Here is a 20,288-nt window from a genome sequence, read left to right on the forward strand (position 1 = left end):
CTCGCTTGGTTAATTTCCATACACATATCCCGGCAGCCACAGGGCAATTTCGGGGAAGGCCATGATGGTTGCCAGAGCCACCACCATGACCAGCACAAACGGCAAAATGGAGGCATAGATGTCGCGCAAGGTGATTTCCGGCGGGGCCATGGCGCGCATCAGGAAGAGATTGTAGCCGAAGGGCGGCGTCATATAGGCGATCTGCGTGGTGATCGTGTAAAGCACCCCGTACCAGATCAGATCAAAACCCAGCGCACCAACCAGTGGCACGTACAAAGGGGCCACAATCACCAGCATGGCGGTATCGTCCAGAAACGTGCCCATCAGGATAAAGCTGAGCTGCATCAGGATCAGGATCATCCAGGGAGAAAGGCCCAACTTCTCTGTAAAGAGGCTCTCGATGGCCTTCACCGCGCCCAGACCGTCAAACACGGCGCCAAAGGCGAGGGCCGCGAGGATGATCCACATGAACATGCAGGAGATGCCAAGGGTTTTGCGCACCGATACCTCGAATACCCTGCGGGTCATCCGCCCTTTCACGACAGCCGCGACAAAGGCCGCGATGGCCCCAATGGCGGAGCTTTCCACAAGTGACGTCCAGCCGTTCACAAAAGGCACCATCATCGCAAAGAAGATGAAGAGCGGCAGGAACCCGGCCCCGAGCAGTTTGAGCTTTTCGCCCATCGGCATGGCGCGTTCTTCGGGCGGCAGGATGGGCCCGAGCGCCGGGTTCAACCGGCAGCGGATCACGATGTAGATCACGAACATCCCCGCCATCAGCAGCCCCGGCACGACCCCCGCCAGCCACAGCTGGCCCACCGGTTGCCGCGCGATCATCGCATAAAGCACCAGAACCACAGAGGGCGGCACCAGAATGCCCAGCGACGACCCCGCTTGGATGACGCCCGTGACCATCCGCTTGTCGTAATTGCGTTTCAGCAGTTCCGGCAGCGCAATCGTTGCCCCGATCGCCATGCCCGCCACCGACAACCCGTTCATGGCAGAGATCAGCACCATCAATCCGATTGTGCCTACTGCAAGGCCCCCCGAAAGCCCGCCCATCCAGACGTGGAACATCTTGTATAGATCATCGGCAATTTTGGATTCCGACAGGATGTACCCCATGAAGATGAACATCGGCAGGGTCAGCAGCGGATACCATTTCATCAGTTTGATCGCAGCAGCAAAGCCCAGATCATAGCCGCCCCGGTCCCCCCAAAGGAAAAACGCGGCCACAACGGCGACAAAACCGATGGCGCCGAAAACCCGCTGGCCCGTCAGCAGCATCAGCATCATCGAGGAGAACATGAGGATGGCGATGGCCTCGTACGACATCAGACCTTCTCTCCCATGTCGTGGCCTTTGATGCGCAGAACATCCTTGAAAAATTCGGAAATGGCCTGCAACAACATCAGGAAGATGCCCAGAACCATGATCGATTTGATCGGCCATAGATAGGGTCGCCAGACCGAGGAACTGCGCTCTCCGCCATAGCTGAACGAATACATCAGGCTTTCCCAACCGCCCCAGAGCAGGAAGATCAGATAGACGATCAGGAACAACACGGTCATCGCGTCGACCTGCGCTTTACGGTGAGGGGACCAGTCGCCATAGAGCAGGTCCATCCGTACATTTGACCCCATCTGGATCGAGTACGGACCCCCCAGCATATAGTAGGCGACCATCGCGAACTGCGCCACCTCAAGTGTCCAGAGCGATGGCACAAAAAACGTTTTGGAAACCGAGGACCACAGCAAGATCGCCATCATCACGAAGATGCCGTACATCATGACCCGACCGATCCGGTAGTTCATGGCATCCACGATGCGGATGTATCTTTTGGCCATTTCGGTCATGCGCGCGAAGTATCCGGAACGACGGACGCAAGGGCTTGTTTCAGCCAGCCCGCCAGCATCGCGGCGATGTCCTTTTGGTCTTTAGGCGTGGCGATCAGGTCGTTACGCATCTCAAGCATCACATGTGGGATGCCGCGGCCAACACCGTGCCTTTTGAGCGTGTGCATCACCCCGTCACCGGGCCCGTAGGGTTGGTTCCGTGCCACCAACAGGCTTGTGTGATCCCCTGCAATCTCCAGCATCGCATCCGCCAGACGGCTGTCCGCATCATGCAAAACACCAACTTCAACGTCGCGCGTTTTGCCCAGATAGACCCGCGTGAAGCTATGAACGGTGATAATAACCTGCGCATGGGTCTCGTCCAGCAGCTCCGAGACGGTCGCGTGAAAAGGATCGTAAATCTGCCGGGCGCGGCGTTGTTTGCTCTCCGCGCTCAGCCCGATGTTTCCGGGGATATCAAAGGCTTCGCTACGCTCTGGAATCGCACTTGCCGCTTCGGGCGGACGATTACAGTCGTAGATCAGACGTGATACGCCGCCTGCCACCAGTGGTGCTTCTAGCATTTCAGACAGATGTTCCGCCACGGCCAGAGCCCCCGGATCCCACGCCGCGTGGCTGCCGCGCACGGTGTCATCCAACCCCAACCCGCCGAAGGTTTCCGGGAAATGGTTCGACGCATGTTCGCACACCAGAACGATACCAGAGGCACCCGCCGGACGGGTCACAATTGCGGATTCAACCACAGCGTTTATCTGGTTTTCAGGCGTCATATTTCCCCCGGTCCGCACAAACTTCTTGCCGGATCAGGATTCTGTCAACACAATAATGAAAGATTCTCTTCAGATTTCATCTTTCTGTAATAAAATCCGTCAAAATAGGGGCAGGTAACTTGGGCGACGCTAATCTGACCATCGCTGACCGCATTCAGGACCGCCTGGAAAACCTGACCCGGGCCGAACGGCAACTTGCACATTCGATACTTGAAAACTATCCCGCGTCCGGTCTGGGGCCCATCACGACCCTCGCCAATGACGCCGATGTCTCCACACCGACGGTGGCGCGGATGGTTCAGAAACTGGGGTTCAAAGGCTATCCTGAATTTCAGGCGGAACTGCGCGAGGAACTGCGCGCCAAGGTCAAAAGCCCCATCGCAAAACACGACACCTGGGCCGAAGGTGCGCCCTCAGGACATGTGCTCAATCGGTTCACCGAGGCTGTCATCGACAATATCCGCCACTCGCTGGGACAGATTGACACCGCCGATTTCGACAAAGCCTGTGCCCAGCTGGCCGACACCAGGTCGCGGTTGAACATTGTCGGTGGCCGCATAACACATACAATGGCGGAATATCTTTTCCTGCACATGCAGATGATCCGGCCCGACGTCATCCACATCCAATCCACCTCAAACGCGTGGCCGCATTATTTGCTGGACGTGGGACCGGGGGACACTTTCGTGATATTCGATGTCCGCCGTTACGAAAGCAATACGCTCAAGCTGGCGGAAATGGCCCATCAGCGCGGCGCAAAGATCATCCTGTTTACCGATCAATGGCGCTCGCCCATCCATCGTCTGGCACATGTTTCCTTCTCCAGCCGCATTGTCGTGCCCTCTGCCTGGGATTCCGCTGCCACCACGCTATTGCTTGTTGAAACGGTCATCGCAGCCGTGCAGGATCTTAGCTGGGAAACCACAAAAAACCGCATGCACACGCTTGAAGAAATGTTCGACCAAACCAAACTCTTCCGAAAATTCACCTGATATTCAGCCGCCGCGCAATTGCCTGCTGCCCTGACTTTCAGGTAATTTGCGGCAACCCATTGAGGAGCTTTGCGATGACCGATCATGACAGATGTCCAAAGAACGGAGTTTCTCATGTCATCGGCGATCGGGCAGAGCCGCTTTGGAATGTGACGATTTCGGATCTGCTGTCGCAAACAGCCGCGCGCCTTGCAGACCATCCTGCGGCGGTATTTCGAGCCCAGGGTGTCAGATGGACATATGCTGAGCTCAATCATCAGGTCGATCGCCTTGCCCACGGATTGCTAAGCCTCAATCTGCAAAAGGGGGACCGCGTTGGTATCTGGTCGCCCAATCGGTTCGAATGGCTGCTCGCCCAATTTGCCACCGCACGTATCGGGGCAATCCTTGTTTGCATCAATCCAGCCTACAGACGGTCAGAACTGGAATACGCCCTCAACAAGGTTGGCTGCACGGCATTGATCGCCGCGCGCCGTTTCAAATCATCGGATTACACCGGAATGCTCAGCGAGCTTGCGCCGGAACTGGCGGCGGCGACGCCTGGAAATCTACACGCCGAACGCCTGCCGCATCTGCGCAGCATCATCGTGATGGGCGAAGATGTACCCGCTGGCATGCTGAGCTTCGCAAACCTCTGTAAGGCCAGACCCGAGGCCGATCTCGAAGCCATCGCGCAAACCCTCGACCCGCAGGATGTGATCAATATCCAGTTTACCTCCGGCACCACCGGTAGCCCCAAAGGGGCCAGCCTGACCCACCACAACATCGTCAACAACGCCCGCTTCGTCACTCAGGCGATGGAGTTCACGCAAAACGACCGGCTCTGCATCCCCGTTCCCTTCTATCACTGCTTTGGCATGGTTATGGGCACGTTGGGCTGCGTGACGAAAGGGGCAACAATCGTAGTCCCGGGCGAAGGGTTCGACCCGCGTGAGACACTCGCTGCCGTCTCCGAAGAAAAATGCACCGCTCTTTTTGGGGTCCCAACGATGTTCGTGAATGAATTGGCCCTGCCGGATTTTGAAAGCTACGATCTGTCCCATCTGCGCACCGGCATCATGGCCGGTGCACCCTGCCCCATCGAAGTGATGCGGCAGGTGCAGGCGAAAATGAACATGCACAATGTGACCATCGCCTACGGGATGACCGAAACTTCCCCGGTCTCCTTTCAGAGCAACGTGGATGATCCGCTTGAACAACGCGTCTCCTCTGTCGGTCGCATCCATCCCCATGTGGAGGTCCGCGTTGTCGATGAAGAGGGACAGACCGTGCCAATTGGCGCCCAGGGTGAATTGCTCACGCGCGGTTATTCGGTGATGCGCGGCTATTGGGGGGAGGACGCCAAGACAGCTGACAGCATTGATCCGGATGGATGGATGCACACTGGCGATCTGGCCACACTGGATGCGCAGGGGTATTGCACCATCACCGGTCGCGTCAAAGATATGATCCTGCGTGGCGGCGAAAACATCTATCCGCGCGAAATCGAAGAATTTCTCTACACGCATCCTGACATCGCCCAGGCGCAGGTGTTTGGCATCCCCAATGATACCTATGGCGAAATTGTCTGCGCATGGATCGTTCTTCACGCAGGCAGCAAGATATCCCCAGAAGACATCAGGCAATTCTGCAAAGACAATATCGCCCACTTCAAGGTGCCGGCCCACGTCTCCATCCGGGATGAATTGCCGATGACCGTCACGGGCAAGCCTCAAAAATTCATCATGCGTGATCAGATGATAGCGGAACTGGCAGGCTGAAAACGCAACAAGCGGGCACGGCAGCTAAACTGTCACGCCCTCTCACCGCGCGCCAGCACCGGACAAATCCTGCAAGAATTTGTCCGGGACATGTCATGCGGCGGAGCCGCTCAATTTTTAGACGGCACCGGTGTATTCGCCGCGCGCCGGATAATCGTTCTTGATGGCAAAATCCAAAGCGCCGACAAGTTCAGAAAAATGCGGACGCACGAACGGCATGGTCTGCACCGAACCATAGTACAAGGTTTGCTGCGGGGTGATCATGAACAACCCTGGCTCGGAAAACAGGGCGGGTTCTTCGATCCCGATCGACGTCTTGCCACGCGAGGTTGAAATGTAAAGCCCCCATTCCTTGGCTGTCGACAAGCTCAGGTCATATCCAAACCGCAAGGATTTCGCCTCGATCTTGTCGGCCATCGCACGGGTCCGTTCTTCATCATCCGAGCTTACCGCGATTGTTTTCACACCCCGTTCGGCAAAATCGCCGGTGCGTTTTTCAAGCTCTGCGAGGTAAGTCGCACAGATCGGGCAATGCAACCCGCGATAAAAGCACACAACAGTTCCGGTTTCGGCCGCATCACCCGACAGATCGAACGTGCCCCCATCAAGCAAGGGCAAAACGAGGTTGGGTACTTTCTGGCGTGGCATCAGCATGGCAGATCTCCTGAATTTGAATTTCGGTTGTTATCTCTCATGGATGTCGCACCAAGACCAGTGACCCATGTTCACATAATCTTGTGCTTGATTTCCGCAGCATCCATGTCGCAGACAGACATGCCTCAGGGTGAAAACCGGTGCTTGCTGAGTGGGCAGCAATTGGAAAACACCCCCAACATGGCATCACATTTTGACATGGTTTCAGGCTTCATCGACACCCCTGATGTTCCGCCGCCCGCGCGGCGCATGGCAGCTCTCCTGCTGATTGATACCTTGGGTGTCGCGGCCGGTGCAACCAGGCTCGATCCTTCAAGGATTGCGCGGGATTTCGTCGTCGATTTTCATGGCGCGGGCAGGTCAGAACATGCAGCCCCCCTTCTTTTTGACGGTCGTCTGGCCTCGGTCCCCGGGGCCGCCTTTGCCGCGGCCACGCAGATCGACAATCTGGACGGACATGATGGTTTCAACCCGGTCAAGGGCCACATTGGCTGTGCGGTTGTCCCGGCGCTGATCGCCTTTTCGGCGGCCCTACCCGATCTGACGGCGACAGCGGCGCTCGACACTCTGGCCATGTCTTACGAAATCGGCGCGCGAGCCGGTCTGGCGCTGCACGCAACGGTGCACGATTATCATACCTCCGGTGCATGGAATGCGCTGGCGGTTGCGGCGCTTGGGTGCCGTCTTCGGAACGCGTCACAGAAACAGCTGCGCGAAGCCCTGGGGATCGCCGAATACCACGGGCCGCGCAGCCAGATGATGCGCGAGATTGCCCATCCAACCATGTTGCACGATGGCTCGGGCATGGGCGCTCTGACCGGTTCCATGGCCACCCTGCTGGCGCTGCGCGGCTTTGAAGGAGCACCCGCGATCACCGTAGAGGCACCAGAGGTGTCAGACTTCTGGCAGGACCTCGGCACCCGCTGGACGATCCTTGAGAACTACATCAAACCCTACCCCGTCTGCCGCTGGGCGCATGCCCCTCTGGACGCGCTGGACGGCCTCATGCGCCAGCACGATCTGACACACAACGACATAGAAAGCCTGCGCATCGGTACCTTTGCAGAAAGCGCCGCGCTTTATCCGGGGATGCCGGAAACCACCGGGCAGGCGCAGTATTCACTGGCTTTCGCGCTGGCCACGCTGATGCGCTACGGGCACGTAGGGCCTGAACATATCGCAGGTGCCGGTCTCACCGATCCGGAGGTTGCGCGCCTTATGCCGCGCATTTCCGTGCGAGTGGAGGCGCGCCACAATGCTACCTTCCCGCAATACCGCATGGCGGATGTAACCCTCACAACAACCGACGGGCGCGAGCTCAAATCCGGCGATACCCATGCGCGCGGCGGACTTGACGCGCCCCTTACGGAAGCTGAAATCGAGCGGAAGTTCCACAATTTTACCGCACCTACGTTGGGGGCCGAACGCAGCGCGCGGATCTGGTCCATGCGCGACCGGCTGCTCGAACCGGATGCGCGGTTTTGCGAACTCACCGCGCTGGTGACACCCGCGCCCTAGCTGCGCCAGCCCAGCAGGTGCTTTTCGATCAGCCCGATCAAAGCGCTCACCAGAACCCCAAGAACAGACAGGATGACCACACCTGCAAAAAGCCGCTCCAGATCATAAAGCGCCCCGGCCTCCAGAATATAGGCACCGATCCCGTATTCCGCGCCCAACATCTCCGCCGCGACCAGCAGGATGATCGCGATGGCCAGTGAAATCCGCAGCCCTGCCAGAATGCCCGGCATCGCCCCCGGCAGCACGATCTTGCGCAGAATGCTCACCCAGCTCAGCCCGAAGCTTTGCCCCATGCGAATGAGCGTGCGGTCCACATTGTCCACCGCCGCGTAGGTCGCAACAACCGTCGGCGTGAAGGTGCCAAAGGCGATAAGCGCATATTTCGACCCCTCATCTATTCCGAACCAGATGACAAAGAGCGGCAGCAGCGCAATCTTGGGGATCGGGAAAATCGCCGCCACCAGCGGCACCAGACCGGCGCGAATGTAGGAGAACAACCCCATCATCAGCCCGACGCCGATGCCGACCGTGACCCCCAGCACCGCGCCAATCACCAGCCTGCTCAACGACGGGCCAAGATGTTTGAACAGCAGACCCGAGGCGTAAAGCTCCTGAAAGGTCAAAATCACATCGCTGGGGCGTGGCAAGGTCAGGGCGGAAATCACACCCGACCGGGTGCCCCATTCGGCCAGCAGGATCAGCGCGGCAAAAACGGCAAACCCGACCCAGCGGCGTGGTGTCGGGGCAAAGCCACCACCGCGAAAAGCCACCTGCCTGCCCGGTTCAGGCATCTATCAGCTCCGCATCCGCTGCGGCTGCTTCATCGCGCATCATACCCCACAGGTGTTGCTGCGCCCGCTCCAATGTCGCATCGCCGTAGCCGCGCTGTGCCAGTGGCATCGCCAGTTCGACAATCTCGCGGATCTCGCCCGGCCTGCGGGACAGAACCACAATCCGGTGCCCCAGACGCACCGCTTCGGCCAGATTATGCGTCACATAAACGGCCGTGAAAGGCGTCCGCGTCCAGAGCCCGACCAGATCATCCATCAAGAGTTCACGCGTCTGGCTGTCCAGCGCAGAGAGCGGTTCGTCCATCAGCATCACCGCCGGATTGACCACCAGTGCGCGCGCAATCGCCACCCGCTGTTTCATCCCACCCGAAAGCTGGCGCGGCAGCGCATCCGTGAAATCCGACAGCCGGGTCCGGGCCAGCACATCCGCGATCCGCGCGCGCCGTTCCGGTGACGGCATTGCGTGATCTTCCAGCACCAACGACACATTTCCCGCCACCGTCCGCCAGGGCAGCAGCGCAAAATCCTGAAAGATATAGGTGAGTGCATTCAAGCACCCCCGAGGCGTCTCCCCGCGCTGGATCACCGCGCCTGCATCTGGCCGTTCCAGCCCGCCCATAAGGCGCAGCAATGTCGATTTGCCACAACCCGAGGGGCCAACGACACAGACGATCTGCCCTTCGGGAATGTCCAGAGTGATGTCGCGCAGAACCTCGCGCGCGCCGTAGTGGTGGCCCACGTCGGCCAGACGCAGTTCCACCCCTAGCTGCCCACGGTCTCGACAAAAGAGGTATCCAGCAGCGTATCGAGCGTGATCCCGGCATCCACCAGACCCTCAGCCTGGAACCATTCCAACTGATCACGCACCGAGGCAACGTTCAGCTTCGCCCCCTCATTCAACCGCATGGTCCCGTTGATGATCGACGGGGCGGCCTTTTCGCGCGGCCTGTCCGCATAGACATATTTGTGGATCAGATCGACCATCGCATCGATGCCTTCCTGACCGCCTTCCTGCGCAATCATCGTCGCGTTGTAATCGGCCACACCTTTCGAGTAGGCGCCCAGAAAATCCTGTGTCAGCGCAGGTTCATCGCTGGCATTGGCGGCGGATGTGAAAACGGTTGTGACCTGATAGTCGGGCAGATAGTCAGCGATGCTGCCAATGATATGCACAGCACCCGACCCCGCCAACGGCTTGGCGATATGGGGCACGATGGACCAGGCATCAATCTGGCCTGATTTCAGCGCGCCGATGATCGCGCCCACCTTTTGCAACGGTTTGAAGGACAGCGTGGCCCCTTCCGCAGCCGCCACTTTGGAGCCCATGTAATGGAAGGATGATCCCGCCGTGGACATCCCGAATGTCCTGCCATCCAGCGCTGCAGGCGTTGTCAGACCGGCCTGAAACGCCGCATCCGAGGCCAGGATTTTCTGACCGTCAATGCCCGGCTCTTCCGAAAGAGCCCCGCCAATGACCTTGATCGCCCCCTTGTCGGCCAGCGATACCAACCCGCCCGAAATGGCCGTCACCGCGAAATCCACATCGCCGCTGGCAATGGCCACGGCCATCGGTTGCGCCGCCTGGAAAAACTTCAGGTCCACGTCCAGCCCGGCATCCGCAAAATAATCCCGCTCAAAAGCGATGAAAGAGCCTGAATGGCTGGTGAACCGCAGCGCCCCCACAGTGATCTTCTTGCCGGACGCATAGGCGGGTGCGGCGAGGCCCAGAGCCGTTGCGGCCCCCAAGCTGGCAAGTGCTTCGCGGCGGTTGAAATTAGGCATGATGGTCTCCCCCAAAGATCGGGCGCAGATGCGCTGTCGCAGCCAGTGTAGCGCAGGCCCTGCCCCGTGCAAGCAGGCTCTGCCCTTGCGCCAGGGCCGTGCCGGAGGCTATAGCGCGGAGGACCCCTCTCTGACCAAAGGCGCGCGCATGTCCTTCGACCGTTCCATCAAGATTGCTCCCTCCATCCTCGCCGCTGATTTTGCCAATTTCGGCGCTGAATGCGAGGCAATAGAGGCGCAGGGGGCCGATTGGGTCCACGTGGATGTGATGGACGGGCATTTTGTGCCCAACATCACCTTTGGCCCTGCGACCTGTGCCGCCATTCGCCCGCATATCAAGGGCGTGATGGACGTGCACCTGATGATCGCGCCGGTGGATTCCTATATCGACGCTTTCGCGCAGGCCGGTGCCGATGTGATCACCGCCCATGTGGAGGCAGGTCCGCATATTCACCGCACGCTGCAAGCCATTCGCGGCGCAGGTGCCAAGGCGGGGGTCGCGCTGAACCCCGGCACACCGGCGGAGGCTGTCTCGGAACTGATCGACAGCGTCGATCTGATCTGCGTGATGACCGTCAACCCCGGCTTTGGCGGGCAGAAATTCATCGACATGTCAGCCAAGATCAGAAAGCTGCGCGCAATGATCGGGGAGCGCCCCGTGCATATCGAAATCGACGGCGGGGTCGACCCGAGCACGGCGCCGATCGTGGCCACGGCAGGCGCGGATGTGCTGGTGGCAGGCTCTGCGGTCTTCCGGGGTGGGTCAGTTCAGGACCCGACCCCTTACGGCGCAAACATCCGCGCCATAAGGCAGGCCGCAGAAGGCACATATGTCTGACTGAAAGCACAAACAGCGCCGCATCCGGTAAGGTGGGCTTCAGGCCACCGCCACTTAAGACCCCGCCCGTTCGCGCAGTTGATCCGCGAAATGCGTCAGCAACCGATGCTTTAGGATCTTGCCCGTCGGGGCGGCGGGCAGTTCCGTGGCCAGCACAATCACACTCGGGCGTTTGTATCCCGCCAGCCGGTCATTCAGAAAATCGCGCAACCTATCCGGGCTCAGATCACAGGCCGGGGCCACCTGCACAAAGGCCAGAACCTCCTCGTCCCCTGCTGTCATCTTCCCGATCACAGCCGACTGAATGACCTGCGGATGATCGTTGATCGCGGCCTCCACCTCCGGTGGATAGACATTGAACCCGCCGTGGATGATCAGCTCTTTTGAGCGCCCCAATATGTGCAGGTTTCCCGCCTCATCAATCCTGCCCAGATCGCCCGTATGCATCCAGCCCTGTGCATCCAGCACCCGCGCCGTCTCATCAGGATTGCGGAAATACCCCAGCATGACATGGCCTCCACGCGTCAACACCTCCCCCATGCCATCGCCGCCGCCCGGCACGCTTTGGTCAATGCGCAGCTCCACGCCCGGCAAGGGCGGCCCAGCGGAGATATCTTCTGATCCCAACGGGTTATCAGTGATCGTCACCCCTGCTGTCGTCTCCGTCATGCCATATCCGTTTTGCAGCGCCACGCCGTAAAACGCCTCCGCCTTGCGCTTCCACGTGGGATCAAGCGGGGCCGCCCCCGAAGACACATAACGCAGATCGTCCGACCCCAGCCGCTCATGCCCCTGCTCGGCGGTATATTGCATCAAAAGCGCGTGCATCTGCGGCACGGCGGACAAAAGCGTGATGCCCTGACCCAGTGACGCATGGAGTTTTGCCGCCGAAAATCGCGCCTCAAACCGAATGGTCGCCCCTGTCGAGGCCGCCGCCGTCACAATCGAGGCCAGACCGAACACATGGGAAATCGGCAAGACGCCATAGATCAGATCGCGCGCCGTCATACCGCGCAACCGCGCCGACGCCATGCCGCCGAACCGCAGGTTGGCATGGCTCAGCATCACACCTTTCGGCACGCCCGTCGTGCCGGTTGTATAGAGCAATACCGCAAGGCGCGGATCTTCTTCGGGGTTGGAGGCGTGCGGCGTGGCAATCTGCACCGTGCCGAAGGCACCGGTCAGTGACACCGCATCATGCCGCGCGGCATGGGCGGTCGCATCCGGGGACACGGCGGTCGTGAAAACAACCGCGCGAGGGGCCGCATGATCAAAGATGCGCGCAAGTTCCGCTACCGACTGACGCGCATTCACCGGCACCGCAACAGCGCCCATGCGCCAGCAACCAAAAAGAAACGCAACCGCCGCAGCGGAATTTTCACATAAGATCACAACCCGGTCTCCGGCCACCACGCCGCGCTCGGTCAGACAGGCGGCGGCGGCGTAACTGGCCACGCTCAAATCCTGCCAGCGCCACTGCGCGCCCGTGCCATCGGACATCGCAAAAGCCGCCGGGCGGCGGGCCATCTGATCGCTCAGAAAATCCTCCACACGCGGGCTCATTGTGCGGCCTCCGGCATTTGAACCACGCCGGACAGCCGGCCTCGGGCGGCCAGCGCCTGTGCCTCAATGCGCGCAATGATATCCGCCATGGGTTCGATCCTGTCGGTCAGCCCCAGCGCATGACCTGCCGAAAGCAGGCCCCGGCTCACATCTCCGCTCTCATAAGCCTTGCGCCCGATCCTGCCCGCCACAAGTGGCATCAGGTCCTGAATGGTGATCTCCTGCGTCTCGGCCTCCATCCGGAGTACTTCGGCAGTAGTATCATTGGCCAGCGTGCGCACGGTATTGTGCACCGACTGCATGGTCAGCGCCGTGTCGCGTTCCGTGGCCGCCACCAGCGCCTGTTTATAGCCCTCATGTGCCACCAGTTCCGTGCTGACCAGCAAGCGTGTGCCCATCACAACGCCAGCCGCCCCCATGCCAAGGGCTGCTACCAACTGGCTGCCATGCCCGACGCCCCCACCGATCAGAAACGGAATGTCCAGCGCCTCACCCGCCATGGCGCCATTCACAAAAGAGCCGATCATATCCAGCCCCGGATGCCCGCCACATTCCGCCCCTACGATAGAGACCATATCAACGCCCACCGCTTGCGCCTTCAGCGCATAGCGCACCGCCGGAACCTTGTGCAGAACGGTCAGGCCCAGATCTTTCAGCAAGGGCATATAGGGTTCCGGGTTGCGCCCTGATGTCTCGATCACCCTGACACCTTCATCCGCGATGAGCCGTAAAATATCTTCGGTCTGATCACCCGGCACCAGTTTCGGCAGCATGGAGACGTTGACCCCAAAGGGCAGGTTGCCACAGGCCGCGCGCGTTCTGGCAATTTCCGCCCGCAAATCGGCAGGGTCGGGAAAACTGGCCGCCGTGATGAACCCCATGATCCCGGCATGGGCAGCGGCAGAGACATAGGGCGCATTTGCCAGCCATTGCAGGCCTCCCGCAACGATCGGGCGGCGGATGCCCAGACGTCGCGTCAGTTCGGTGTCCCAGATCATGACCCGAACTCCGGCGCGCGTTTTTCCAGAAAGGCGGTGATGCCCTCTGCCGCTTCTACACCCCCTGCGGCACGCGCCATGGCGTCGCGTTCCGCGTCCAACTGCTGCGCCTGTGGTGTCTCATAGCTGTCAGCGACCAGCGCCCGAATGACGCGCTGCGCATCGCGTGGCCCCTGTGCCAGGCTGTCCGCCAGCACCATAGCGCAGGCAAGGGCCTCCCCCGGTGCTGCCACCTCATTGACCACGCCCAATGCGCCCATGCGTTCCGCCGACACCGGTTGTCCCAGCAGACACATCTCCATGGCCAGCGGGCGCGGTAGGCAGCGCGCCATTGAGGCGGTCAGCCCCGCATCCGGCACCAGCCCGGCCTTGACATAGGCCGCCGTGAATTTGGCTCCCGCTGCCGCGATGATGAGATCACAGGCCAGTGCCAGCGACAAACCGGCACCCGCCGCCCCACCTTCTATCGCGGCAATCAGCGGCACCGGGCAAGCACGCAGCGCGCGGATGAGATCATGCAGGTCGTCCACCTTGGCGCGGCGCGCCGCTTCGGAGAGTTTGCGACGCTCGATTAGCACATTGAGGTCCCCGCCCGCGCAGAAAAAATCCCCCTCCGAGGTCAGAATGACAGCCCGGACGCGCGGCTCTTCAGCAAGGCGCATCGCTTCGGCCAGCGCGGCATAAAGTTCGGGCGAAAGCGCCCCCCGCCGGGCCGCATTGCCGTTCCAGATGATCAGACGGTCCCCCCTATCCTCGACACGCGCCATTACGTAACCCTCTTGAACGTGCCGGAGGCCTTGGCGATCAGGCGGCCTTCAGCATCATGCAGGACCGCATCCGCATGAACAATCTTGCGCCCACCCCCGGATAGCGTGCCGCGCGCCACCACGCGGCCGTCGTGCACAGGGGCAATGAACTGCGTGCTCAGCGACACGGTGACAACCTGCGCCAGCCTGTCACCGCCAAACCCGAGCGAGGCGGCAAACCCCGCCGCGCAGTCGAGCATCATCGCCAGAATGCCACCATGCAGGCTCGCGTTGCGGTTCAGGTGCTGCGGCGCGATCTCAAGGCTGACCTCGGCGCGTCCGGAGGCGCGGTCGAGATCGACGTTGTAACCAATCAACCCCTGGGCGCCGCTGATGGGAAATTCAGGCTGCTGAGAGGGCAATGAACCGCTCCAGATGATGGTCGCAATCGCCGAACCTGTGTTCGGCCATCACGATGCGTTTTGCGATATGGGCCAGTTCGTATTCCTGCGTCATGGCGATGCCGCCGTGCATCTGGATACTGTCCTCGGCCACCAGACGCCCGGCGCGGCTCATCAGGTTTTTAGCCGCCGACACGTGGCGTTCCCGCTCCTGCCGGGGGCGTTCCAGATGGCCTGCTGCATTGATGACGGCGGATCGCCCCTGCTCCAGTTCGATCAGCATATCCGACATGCGGTGCGCCAGCGCCTGAAAACTGCCGATAGGGCGGCCAAACTGCTTGCGCGTCACCAGATAGTCCTGCGTGAGGCGGCTGGCGGTTTCCATACCCCCCAGCGTCTGAGCACAAAGCGCCACATTCGCGGCGGCAACACGGGCCTCGATGGCGGCAAAAGCCTGCCCCGCTGGTCCAAGGCGCGCGCTGGCAGGCAGGCTCACATCTTCGAGAATGACCTCCGCCGCCCGCCCGCCGGCAAGCAGCGCATAACCCTGAAGCATCACCCCTTCCGTTTCGGTCGGCACCAAAAACAGCGAAAGGCCCCCTGCATCATCGACACCGCCGCTTTCGCGCGCCGAAACCACCAGCAGGTCCGCAGCCTCGGCATTATGCACAACGGCCTTGCGCCCGTTCAGCACCACCCGGTCGTTTTCGGGCACGGCACTTGTGGCAACCCGGCTCAGATCATAGCGGCTGGTGGGTTCACCGTGGGCAAAGGCCAGGTGTAGCTCGCCCGCGATGATCGCCTCCACATGCGCGCGCTGGCCTTCATCCCCCAGATCCGCGATCAGCCCTCCGGCCAGCACGGCACTGTCGAGAAAGGGCTCGACCACCCCGGCGCGCCCCAGTTCCTCAAAGACCACGCCGAGATCAAAGCCGTGTCCGCCAAAACCGCCCTGCGCTTCGGTAAAAAGCGCCCCGATCACGCCCAGTTCCGCCAGGTCGCGCCAGATTTCTGTCGACAGGCCACTGTCGCTTTGCAGAATGTCATGACGTATCTGCGGCGTATACCGGTCCCTCAGAAACCGGCGCAGCGTGTCCTGCAACATCTGCCGTTCTTCGGTCAGATCGAAATTCATGGTCTGCCCCCCAAGGTCGTCTTAGCAATGATCTCGCGCTGGATTTCGTTCGACCCGCCAAAAATCGACAGTTTGCGGTTGTTGAAATACTGCCCCGCGACCGGACCGGCACCATTGGGATCGGGCAGCGGGTCATTGGTCCCCTCTACGGCCTCAGAGGCAAAGGGCATCGCATAAACCCCCGCCGCACGCCGTGCCAGATCGTTGATTTCCTGCCGGATGATCGTGCCCTTGACCTTGAGCATGGAGCTTTCGACGCCCGGGGCCTGCCCCGCCGCCGCCCGTGAGACGATCCGCAGGTTGGTGGTGGACATGGCCATCAGATCAATCTCGACCTGTGCCAGACGAGCGGCGAAATGCGGGTTTTCGATCAGCGGTCTGCCACCGGCCATTTCCGACCGGGCAAGGCGTTTGACCGCCGCAAGACCGGCCTGCGAAAACCCGACACCGGCGATATTCGTGCGCTCATGGGTGAGCAGGTACTTGGCATAGGTCCAGCCCTTGTTTTCTTCGCCCACGAGGTTCTCGACCGGCACACGCACATCCGTAAACCAGACCTCATTGACCTCCGCACCGCCATCCAGCAGCACGATGGGGCGCACCTCGATACCGGGGGTGGCCATGTCGATCAGCAGAAAGGAAATCCCCTCCTGCTGCTTGACCGATTTATCGGTGCGCACCAGACAGAAAATCATGTTGGCGTGCTGACCGAGCGTCGTCCATGTTTTCTGACCGTTGACCACATAGTGCGCGCCATCACACACCGCAGAAGTCTGGAGAGAGGCCAGATCAGACCCAGCGCCCGGTTCCGAATAGCCCTGACACCACCAGTCCTGCCCGGACAGAATGCGCGGCAGCCAGTGTTCCTGCTGGGCCTTGGAGCCGAACTTCTGCAGGACCGGCCCCAGCATCGACAGGCCAAAGGGCACGATGCGCGGTGCATGCGCCCGCGCGCAGGCCTCTTCAAAGAGATGGCGTTGCACTGCGTTCCATTCCGCCCCGCCAAATTCCCTGGGCCAGTTGGGTGCCAGCCAGCCCTGCGCATTCAGGATCGCATGCCAGCGCTCGTGATCGGCTTTCGTCAAGGCCCTGCCGGACCGCACTTTCTCCGACAATTCCGCAGGCAGGTTCTGCGTCAGAAACTGCTCAACTTCCGTCCGGAAGGCCCATTCCGCGTCGCTGTAACTCAGGTCCATGATCGCTCCTCATCCGTAGATTTCGAATAACCCGGCAGCGCCCATACCGCCGCCAATGCACATGCTGACAACGCCGAGCTTTGCCCCGCGCCGCTTGCCCTCGCGCAGCAAATGCCCCGCCATACGCGCGCCGGTCATGCCAAAGGGATGGCCAATCGCTATTGATCCGCCATTGACGTTGAATATCTCCGGGTCAATGCCCAGCCGATCCCGGCAGTAAAGCGCCTGACTGGCGAAGGCTTCGTTCAGCTCCCACAGGTCGATGTCCGCCACCTTTAGCCCGTGCCGCTCCAGCAGACGCGGCACCGCAAAAACCGGCCCGATGCCCATTTCATCCGGTTCGCACCCGGCGACGGCAAACCCCCTGAAGGCTCCCATGGGCTCCAACCCGGCGCGTTCCGCCGCGCGCGCCTCCATCAGAACGACCGCCGCCGCCCCGTCCGACAACTGGCTGGCGTTCCCGGCGGTTACTGCACCGCCGTCGCGCACCGGGGTCAACGCGGCCAGCCCTTCCGCCGTGCTGTCAGGCCGGTTGCATTCGTCCCGATCAACACGCACCTGCCGGTGTGAAACCTCCCCAGTCGCGCGGTCCTGAACCGCCATTGTGGTCTGCATCGGCACGATTTCATCATCGAAAAGACCGTTCTGCTGGGCGGCGGCGATGCGCCTCTGGCTGCGCAACCCGTAGGCGTCCTGCGCGTCGCGGGCGATGCCATAGCGCGCGGCCACAATGTCGGCCGTCTCGATCATGGCCATATAGACCTCGGGCTTGTGTTCCAGCAGCCAGGGCTCCGGGGTCGGTTGCGTCTTGGGCTGCACCAGAGAGATGCTCTCCACACCACCCGCCACCACCGGCCCCGTGCCGTTCGAGACAATCGCTGCCGCAGCCGTCGCGATGGTTTGCAGCCCGGACGCGCAATACCGGTTGAGCGTCATGCCGGAAGTGGTCACCGGCAACCCGGCCCGCAGCGCGATCTGACGTGCGATGTTCTGGCCCGTCGCCCCTTCGGGAAAGCCACAACCGATCACGCAATCCTCGATCTGGTCTGGTGCGAGCGCCGCGCGTGCCACAGCGGCAGCCACCACGTGACCGCCCATGTGCGCCCCATGGGTCTGGTTGAACGACCCGCGAAAGGATTTGGCCAACCCGGTGCGGGCGGCGGAGACTATCACGGCCTCTTTCATGACGCGGCCTCCTTGTTTAGGTCGTCAAAACTGCGGCCTTCGGCAACCAGCTTTTGCAACAGCGGTGCAGGTTGCCAGAAATAGGCGTCTTCATTGGCGTAGCTTTCGATGTCCTCCAGCAGGCCGATCAATCCGGTCAGATCAGCCCATTTCAGCGGCCCACCCCAATAGCGCGGAAACCCGTAGCCAAAAAGCAGTACCATATCGACGTCGAGCGGGCGGCGTGCGATGCCTTCGCCGACAACTTTCGCGGCCTCGTTGACCATGGCCGCCATATAGCGGCGGAGGATCTCCGTATCCGCGAAGTCACGCGGCGTGATGCCCCGCTCCTGCCGCTCCGCCTCGATCAGCGCCATGACTTCCGGGTTCGGCGCGCCTGCGCGCTGGGATTTTTCGTAAACGTAGAAGCCTTTCCCGGTTTTCTGGCCGAAATGCCCCGCCTCGCAGAGCCTGTCGGGGTAGCGCCCGACCCTCTCGCGCGGATCGCGGGTGGGGGCCAGACGTTTGCGCATCGCCCAGCCGATGTCGAGCCCCGCGAGATCCGCCACCGCGTAAGGCCCCATGGCGAAACCGAAATCCGTCAGCACCCTGTCGATCTGATAAGGCGATGCCCCGTCGAGGATCATATGGTCCGCCGCCGTCCGGTAAGTGCTCAGAATGCGGTTGCCGATGAAGCCGTCGCAGACCCCTGCGCGCACCGAAATCTTGCCCAAGCGTTTGCCAAGGGCAAACCCGGTGGCCACCACATCGGCAGCGCTCTGATCGCCCACAACGACCTCCAGCAGCTTCATCACATGCGCGGGCGAGAAAAAATGTAGCCCAATCACATCGCCAAGCCGCGAGGTGCTGGCGGCAATCTCGTTGATGTCCAGATAGGAGGTGTTGCTGGCCAGAATGGCCCCGGGTTTGCAGGCAGCATCTAGCCGCGCAAAGACGGATTTCTTGACGGCCATCTCTTCGAATACCGCCTCGATCACCAGATCAACCGTGCCAAGCGCGTCATAATCCGTAGCAATCGTCAGGGCCTGGTTCAGCATCGCGTCATGGGTTGACTGGCTGATCTTGCCGCGCTTCAAAGCCCCGGCCAGATACCCGGCAATCCGGGATTTTGCGGCGTCCATCGCAGCGTCGTTCATCTCAATCAGCGTCACCGGCAGACCCGCCAACAGGGCGGCGGTGGCAATGCCCGCGCCCATCGTGCCACCCCCGATGACCCCGATGGCGACCAGATCGCGTGCTGCCACAGATTTCAACTCAGGCAGGTTGCCAACCGCCCGTTCGGAGAAAAACGCATGGATCATCCCCTGCCGCTGGTCGGTTTTCATCAAATCCCAGAACATCTGCCGCTCGGCCTTGAGACCTTCGGCAAAGGGCAGCTCCACACTCGCCTGTACCGCACGCACGGCCTGCGCCGGTGCAATCTGGCCCCGACCCTTTTTCAGCACCGCGTCATAGGCCGCATCCCAGTCGATGAGGTCCGGTGCAGGCAAGGCGCTGACCGGACGGCGCGCGGCCCCTTCCGACAAAAGCGCTTGCGCATAGGCCAGCCCCACGGTTTGCGGATCGCCCGCCTCGATCCGGTCGATGACGCCAGCCTCCAGCGCCTCGGGGGCTTTGACGTGGCGGCCCGTGGTGATCATGTCGATGGCCGCCGCCACACCTGTGACACGCGGCAGACGCTGCGTGCCCCCTGCGCCAGGCAAAAGCCCCAGATGCACCTCCGGCAGGCCCACGCGCGCATCGGGCTGCGCAATGCGGTAATGGGTGGACAGCGCCACCTCCAGCCCGCCGCCCAGACTGACCCCATGCATCGAGGCCACCACGATCAGCGGCGAGGCCTCCAGACGATTGCACAGATCGGGCAAATGCGGCTCCAGCGGGGTCTTGCCGAATTCCTTGATGTCCGCACCCGCGATGAACGCGCGCCCCTCGCCCACCAGCAGCACCGCTTTGACGCCGTCATCGGCCTCGGCGCGCTCCAACCCGGCCAGCAGCCCCTTGCGCACCGCGTGGCTCAGCGCGTTCACCGGCGGGTTCTGGATACGTAAAACGGCGATGTCACCATGGCGCCCATAGGCAATTTTATCTGTCATCTGATCCCTC

Annotated in this window: 19 protein-coding genes; 4 read left to right on the top strand and 15 right to left on the bottom strand. The window is 61.3% G+C overall.

Going from position 1 to position 20,288, the window contains the following annotated elements; translation table 11 throughout:
- Positions 1-9 precede the first annotated feature (9 nt).
- Genes ACOTTU_RS12665 through ACOTTU_RS12675 form a run of 3 tightly spaced genes read right to left on the bottom strand, consistent with a single transcriptional unit; the run spans position 10 to position 2,626 of the window.
- The gene (locus ACOTTU_RS12665; protein WP_425658486.1) at positions 10-1,335 is read right to left on the bottom strand and encodes a TRAP transporter large permease; all 1,326 of its coding nucleotides are present in this window, start codon (positions 1,333-1,335) and stop codon (positions 10-12) included.
- On the bottom strand, positions 1,335-1,856 hold the full coding sequence (locus ACOTTU_RS12670) for a TRAP transporter small permease subunit (RefSeq protein ID WP_425658488.1): 522 nt from the start codon (positions 1,854-1,856) through the stop codon (positions 1,335-1,337). The genes ACOTTU_RS12665 and ACOTTU_RS12670 overlap by 1 nt, the downstream gene beginning before the upstream one ends.
- The gene (locus tag ACOTTU_RS12675) at positions 1,853-2,626 is read right to left on the bottom strand and encodes an N-formylglutamate amidohydrolase (RefSeq protein ID WP_425658490.1); all 774 of its coding nucleotides are present in this window, start codon (positions 2,624-2,626) and stop codon (positions 1,853-1,855) included. Before ACOTTU_RS12675 ends, ACOTTU_RS12670 begins: the two co-directional genes overlap by 4 nt.
- Before the next feature lie 119 nt (positions 2,627-2,745).
- Between ACOTTU_RS12675 and ACOTTU_RS12680 the strand changes: the two genes are divergently transcribed.
- Complete coding sequence (locus tag ACOTTU_RS12680; protein ID WP_298913788.1) at positions 2,746-3,618, top strand: MurR/RpiR family transcriptional regulator; 873 nt, start codon at positions 2,746-2,748, stop codon at positions 3,616-3,618.
- 74 nt (positions 3,619-3,692) lie between these two features.
- Complete coding sequence (locus tag ACOTTU_RS12685) at positions 3,693-5,378, top strand: AMP-binding protein (RefSeq protein ID WP_425658492.1); 1,686 nt, start codon at positions 3,693-3,695, stop codon at positions 5,376-5,378.
- Between the two features lie 117 nt (positions 5,379-5,495).
- On the opposite strand, the gene ACOTTU_RS12690 is transcribed toward ACOTTU_RS12685, so the two are convergent.
- Positions 5,496-6,032 (bottom strand): peroxiredoxin-like family protein, encoded by a 537-nt coding sequence (locus ACOTTU_RS12690; RefSeq protein WP_425658494.1) that lies wholly within the window; start codon positions 6,030-6,032, stop codon positions 5,496-5,498.
- Positions 6,033-6,212: 180 nt separating this feature from the next.
- On the opposite strand from ACOTTU_RS12690, the gene ACOTTU_RS12695 reads away from it, so the two are divergent.
- Positions 6,213-7,550 (top strand): MmgE/PrpD family protein, encoded by a 1,338-nt coding sequence (locus ACOTTU_RS12695; RefSeq protein ID WP_425658496.1) that lies wholly within the window; start codon positions 6,213-6,215, stop codon positions 7,548-7,550.
- Here the strand turns inward: ACOTTU_RS12695 and ACOTTU_RS12700 are convergent.
- Genes ACOTTU_RS12700 through ACOTTU_RS12710 form a run of 3 tightly spaced genes read right to left on the bottom strand, consistent with a single transcriptional unit; the run spans position 7,547 to position 10,123 of the window.
- Entirely contained in the window at positions 7,547-8,341 is a 795-nt protein-coding gene (locus tag ACOTTU_RS12700) for an ABC transporter permease (RefSeq protein WP_425658497.1), read from the bottom strand. The two genes, ACOTTU_RS12695 and ACOTTU_RS12700, sit on opposite strands and share 4 nt — an antisense overlap.
- Positions 8,334-9,101: an ABC transporter ATP-binding protein gene (locus ACOTTU_RS12705; RefSeq protein ID WP_425658499.1), complete on the bottom strand. Its 768-nt coding sequence runs from the start codon at positions 9,099-9,101 to the stop codon at positions 8,334-8,336. The genes ACOTTU_RS12700 and ACOTTU_RS12705 overlap by 8 nt, the downstream gene beginning before the upstream one ends.
- Positions 9,102-9,103: 2 nt before the next feature.
- Positions 9,104-10,123, bottom strand: coding sequence for an ABC transporter substrate-binding protein (locus ACOTTU_RS12710; protein WP_425658501.1), 1,020 nt, complete (start codon positions 10,121-10,123; stop codon positions 9,104-9,106).
- Positions 10,124-10,271: 148 nt separating this feature from the next.
- On the opposite strand from ACOTTU_RS12710, the gene rpe reads away from it, so the two are divergent.
- Positions 10,272-10,961: a ribulose-phosphate 3-epimerase gene (gene rpe / locus ACOTTU_RS12715; RefSeq protein WP_425658960.1), complete on the top strand. Its 690-nt coding sequence runs from the start codon at positions 10,272-10,274 to the stop codon at positions 10,959-10,961.
- A gap of 54 nt (positions 10,962-11,015) precedes the next feature.
- On the opposite strand, the gene ACOTTU_RS12720 is transcribed toward rpe, so the two are convergent.
- From ACOTTU_RS12720 to ACOTTU_RS12755, 8 genes are read right to left on the bottom strand one after another with little or no spacing between them, the layout of a single operon-like run.
- Complete coding sequence (locus tag ACOTTU_RS12720) at positions 11,016-12,524, bottom strand: class I adenylate-forming enzyme family protein (protein WP_425658503.1); 1,509 nt, start codon at positions 12,522-12,524, stop codon at positions 11,016-11,018.
- Complete coding sequence (locus ACOTTU_RS12725; protein ID WP_425658505.1) at positions 12,521-13,522, bottom strand: NAD(P)H-dependent flavin oxidoreductase; 1,002 nt, start codon at positions 13,520-13,522, stop codon at positions 12,521-12,523. The genes ACOTTU_RS12720 and ACOTTU_RS12725 overlap by 4 nt, the downstream gene beginning before the upstream one ends.
- Positions 13,519-14,289, bottom strand: a complete 771-nt coding sequence (locus tag ACOTTU_RS12730; RefSeq protein ID WP_425658507.1) for an oxepin-CoA hydrolase, alternative type — start codon at positions 14,287-14,289, stop codon at positions 13,519-13,521. The genes ACOTTU_RS12725 and ACOTTU_RS12730 overlap by 4 nt, the downstream gene beginning before the upstream one ends.
- Entirely contained in the window at positions 14,289-14,690 is a 402-nt protein-coding gene (locus tag ACOTTU_RS12735; protein WP_425658508.1) for a PaaI family thioesterase, read from the bottom strand. Before ACOTTU_RS12735 ends, ACOTTU_RS12730 begins: the two co-directional genes overlap by 1 nt.
- Positions 14,671-15,804: an acyl-CoA dehydrogenase family protein gene (locus ACOTTU_RS12740; protein ID WP_425658509.1), complete on the bottom strand. Its 1,134-nt coding sequence runs from the start codon at positions 15,802-15,804 to the stop codon at positions 14,671-14,673. Before ACOTTU_RS12740 ends, ACOTTU_RS12735 begins: the two co-directional genes overlap by 20 nt.
- Positions 15,801-17,000 carry an acyl-CoA dehydrogenase family protein gene (locus tag ACOTTU_RS12745; RefSeq protein ID WP_425658510.1) on the bottom strand — a complete coding sequence of 400 codons (1,200 nt, stop codon included), beginning with the start codon at positions 16,998-17,000 and terminating at the stop codon, positions 15,801-15,803. The genes ACOTTU_RS12740 and ACOTTU_RS12745 overlap by 4 nt, the downstream gene beginning before the upstream one ends.
- Positions 17,001-17,009: 9 nt before the next feature.
- A complete protein-coding gene (locus tag ACOTTU_RS12750) occupies positions 17,010-18,185 on the bottom strand; it encodes an acetyl-CoA C-acyltransferase (RefSeq protein WP_425658512.1) in 1,176 nt (391 codons plus the stop codon).
- The gene (locus ACOTTU_RS12755) at positions 18,182-20,278 is read right to left on the bottom strand and encodes a 3-hydroxyacyl-CoA dehydrogenase NAD-binding domain-containing protein (RefSeq protein WP_425658514.1); all 2,097 of its coding nucleotides are present in this window, start codon (positions 20,276-20,278) and stop codon (positions 18,182-18,184) included. The genes ACOTTU_RS12750 and ACOTTU_RS12755 overlap by 4 nt, the downstream gene beginning before the upstream one ends.
- Positions 20,279-20,288 lie beyond the last annotated feature (10 nt).

The sequence above is a fragment of the Roseobacter sp. EG26 genome (assembly GCF_049830555.1).
In the GTDB taxonomy this organism is placed as follows: Bacteria; Pseudomonadota; Alphaproteobacteria; order Rhodobacterales; family Rhodobacteraceae; genus Roseobacter.

Excerpts from the sequence above, each read along its gene's own strand:
- ACOTTU_RS12750 (WP_425658512.1), bottom strand. The coding sequence starts at position 18,185 with ATGAAAGAGGCCGTGATAGTCTCCGCCGCCCGCACCGGGTTGGCCAAA.
- ACOTTU_RS12695 (WP_425658496.1), top strand. The coding sequence starts at position 6,213 with ATGGCATCACATTTTGACATGGTTTCAGGCTTCATCGACACCCCTGAT.
- rpe (WP_425658960.1), top strand. The coding sequence starts at position 10,272 with ATGTCCTTCGACCGTTCCATCAAGATTGCTCCCTCCATCCTCGCCGCT.
- ACOTTU_RS12710 (WP_425658501.1), bottom strand. The coding sequence starts at position 10,123 with ATGCCTAATTTCAACCGCCGCGAAGCACTTGCCAGCTTGGGGGCCGCA.
- ACOTTU_RS12675 (WP_425658490.1), bottom strand. The coding sequence starts at position 2,626 with ATGACGCCTGAAAACCAGATAAACGCTGTGGTTGAATCCGCAATTGTG.
- ACOTTU_RS12725 (WP_425658505.1), bottom strand. The coding sequence starts at position 13,522 with ATGATCTGGGACACCGAACTGACGCGACGTCTGGGCATCCGCCGCCCG.
- ACOTTU_RS12665 (WP_425658486.1), bottom strand. The coding sequence starts at position 1,335 with ATGTCGTACGAGGCCATCGCCATCCTCATGTTCTCCTCGATGATGCTG.
- ACOTTU_RS12700 (WP_425658497.1), bottom strand. The coding sequence starts at position 8,341 with ATGCCTGAACCGGGCAGGCAGGTGGCTTTTCGCGGTGGTGGCTTTGCC.
- ACOTTU_RS12740 (WP_425658509.1), bottom strand. The coding sequence starts at position 15,804 with ATGAATTTCGATCTGACCGAAGAACGGCAGATGTTGCAGGACACGCTG.
- ACOTTU_RS12720 (WP_425658503.1), bottom strand. The coding sequence starts at position 12,524 with ATGAGCCCGCGTGTGGAGGATTTTCTGAGCGATCAGATGGCCCGCCGC.
- ACOTTU_RS12755 (WP_425658514.1), bottom strand. The coding sequence starts at position 20,278 with ATGACAGATAAAATTGCCTATGGGCGCCATGGTGACATCGCCGTTTTA.
- ACOTTU_RS12745 (WP_425658510.1), bottom strand. The coding sequence starts at position 17,000 with ATGGACCTGAGTTACAGCGACGCGGAATGGGCCTTCCGGACGGAAGTT.
- ACOTTU_RS12685 (WP_425658492.1), top strand. The coding sequence starts at position 3,693 with ATGACCGATCATGACAGATGTCCAAAGAACGGAGTTTCTCATGTCATC.
- ACOTTU_RS12690 (WP_425658494.1), bottom strand. The coding sequence starts at position 6,032 with ATGCTGATGCCACGCCAGAAAGTACCCAACCTCGTTTTGCCCTTGCTT.
- ACOTTU_RS12670 (WP_425658488.1), bottom strand. The coding sequence starts at position 1,856 with ATGACCGAAATGGCCAAAAGATACATCCGCATCGTGGATGCCATGAAC.
- ACOTTU_RS12730 (WP_425658507.1), bottom strand. The coding sequence starts at position 14,289 with ATGGCGCGTGTCGAGGATAGGGGGGACCGTCTGATCATCTGGAACGGC.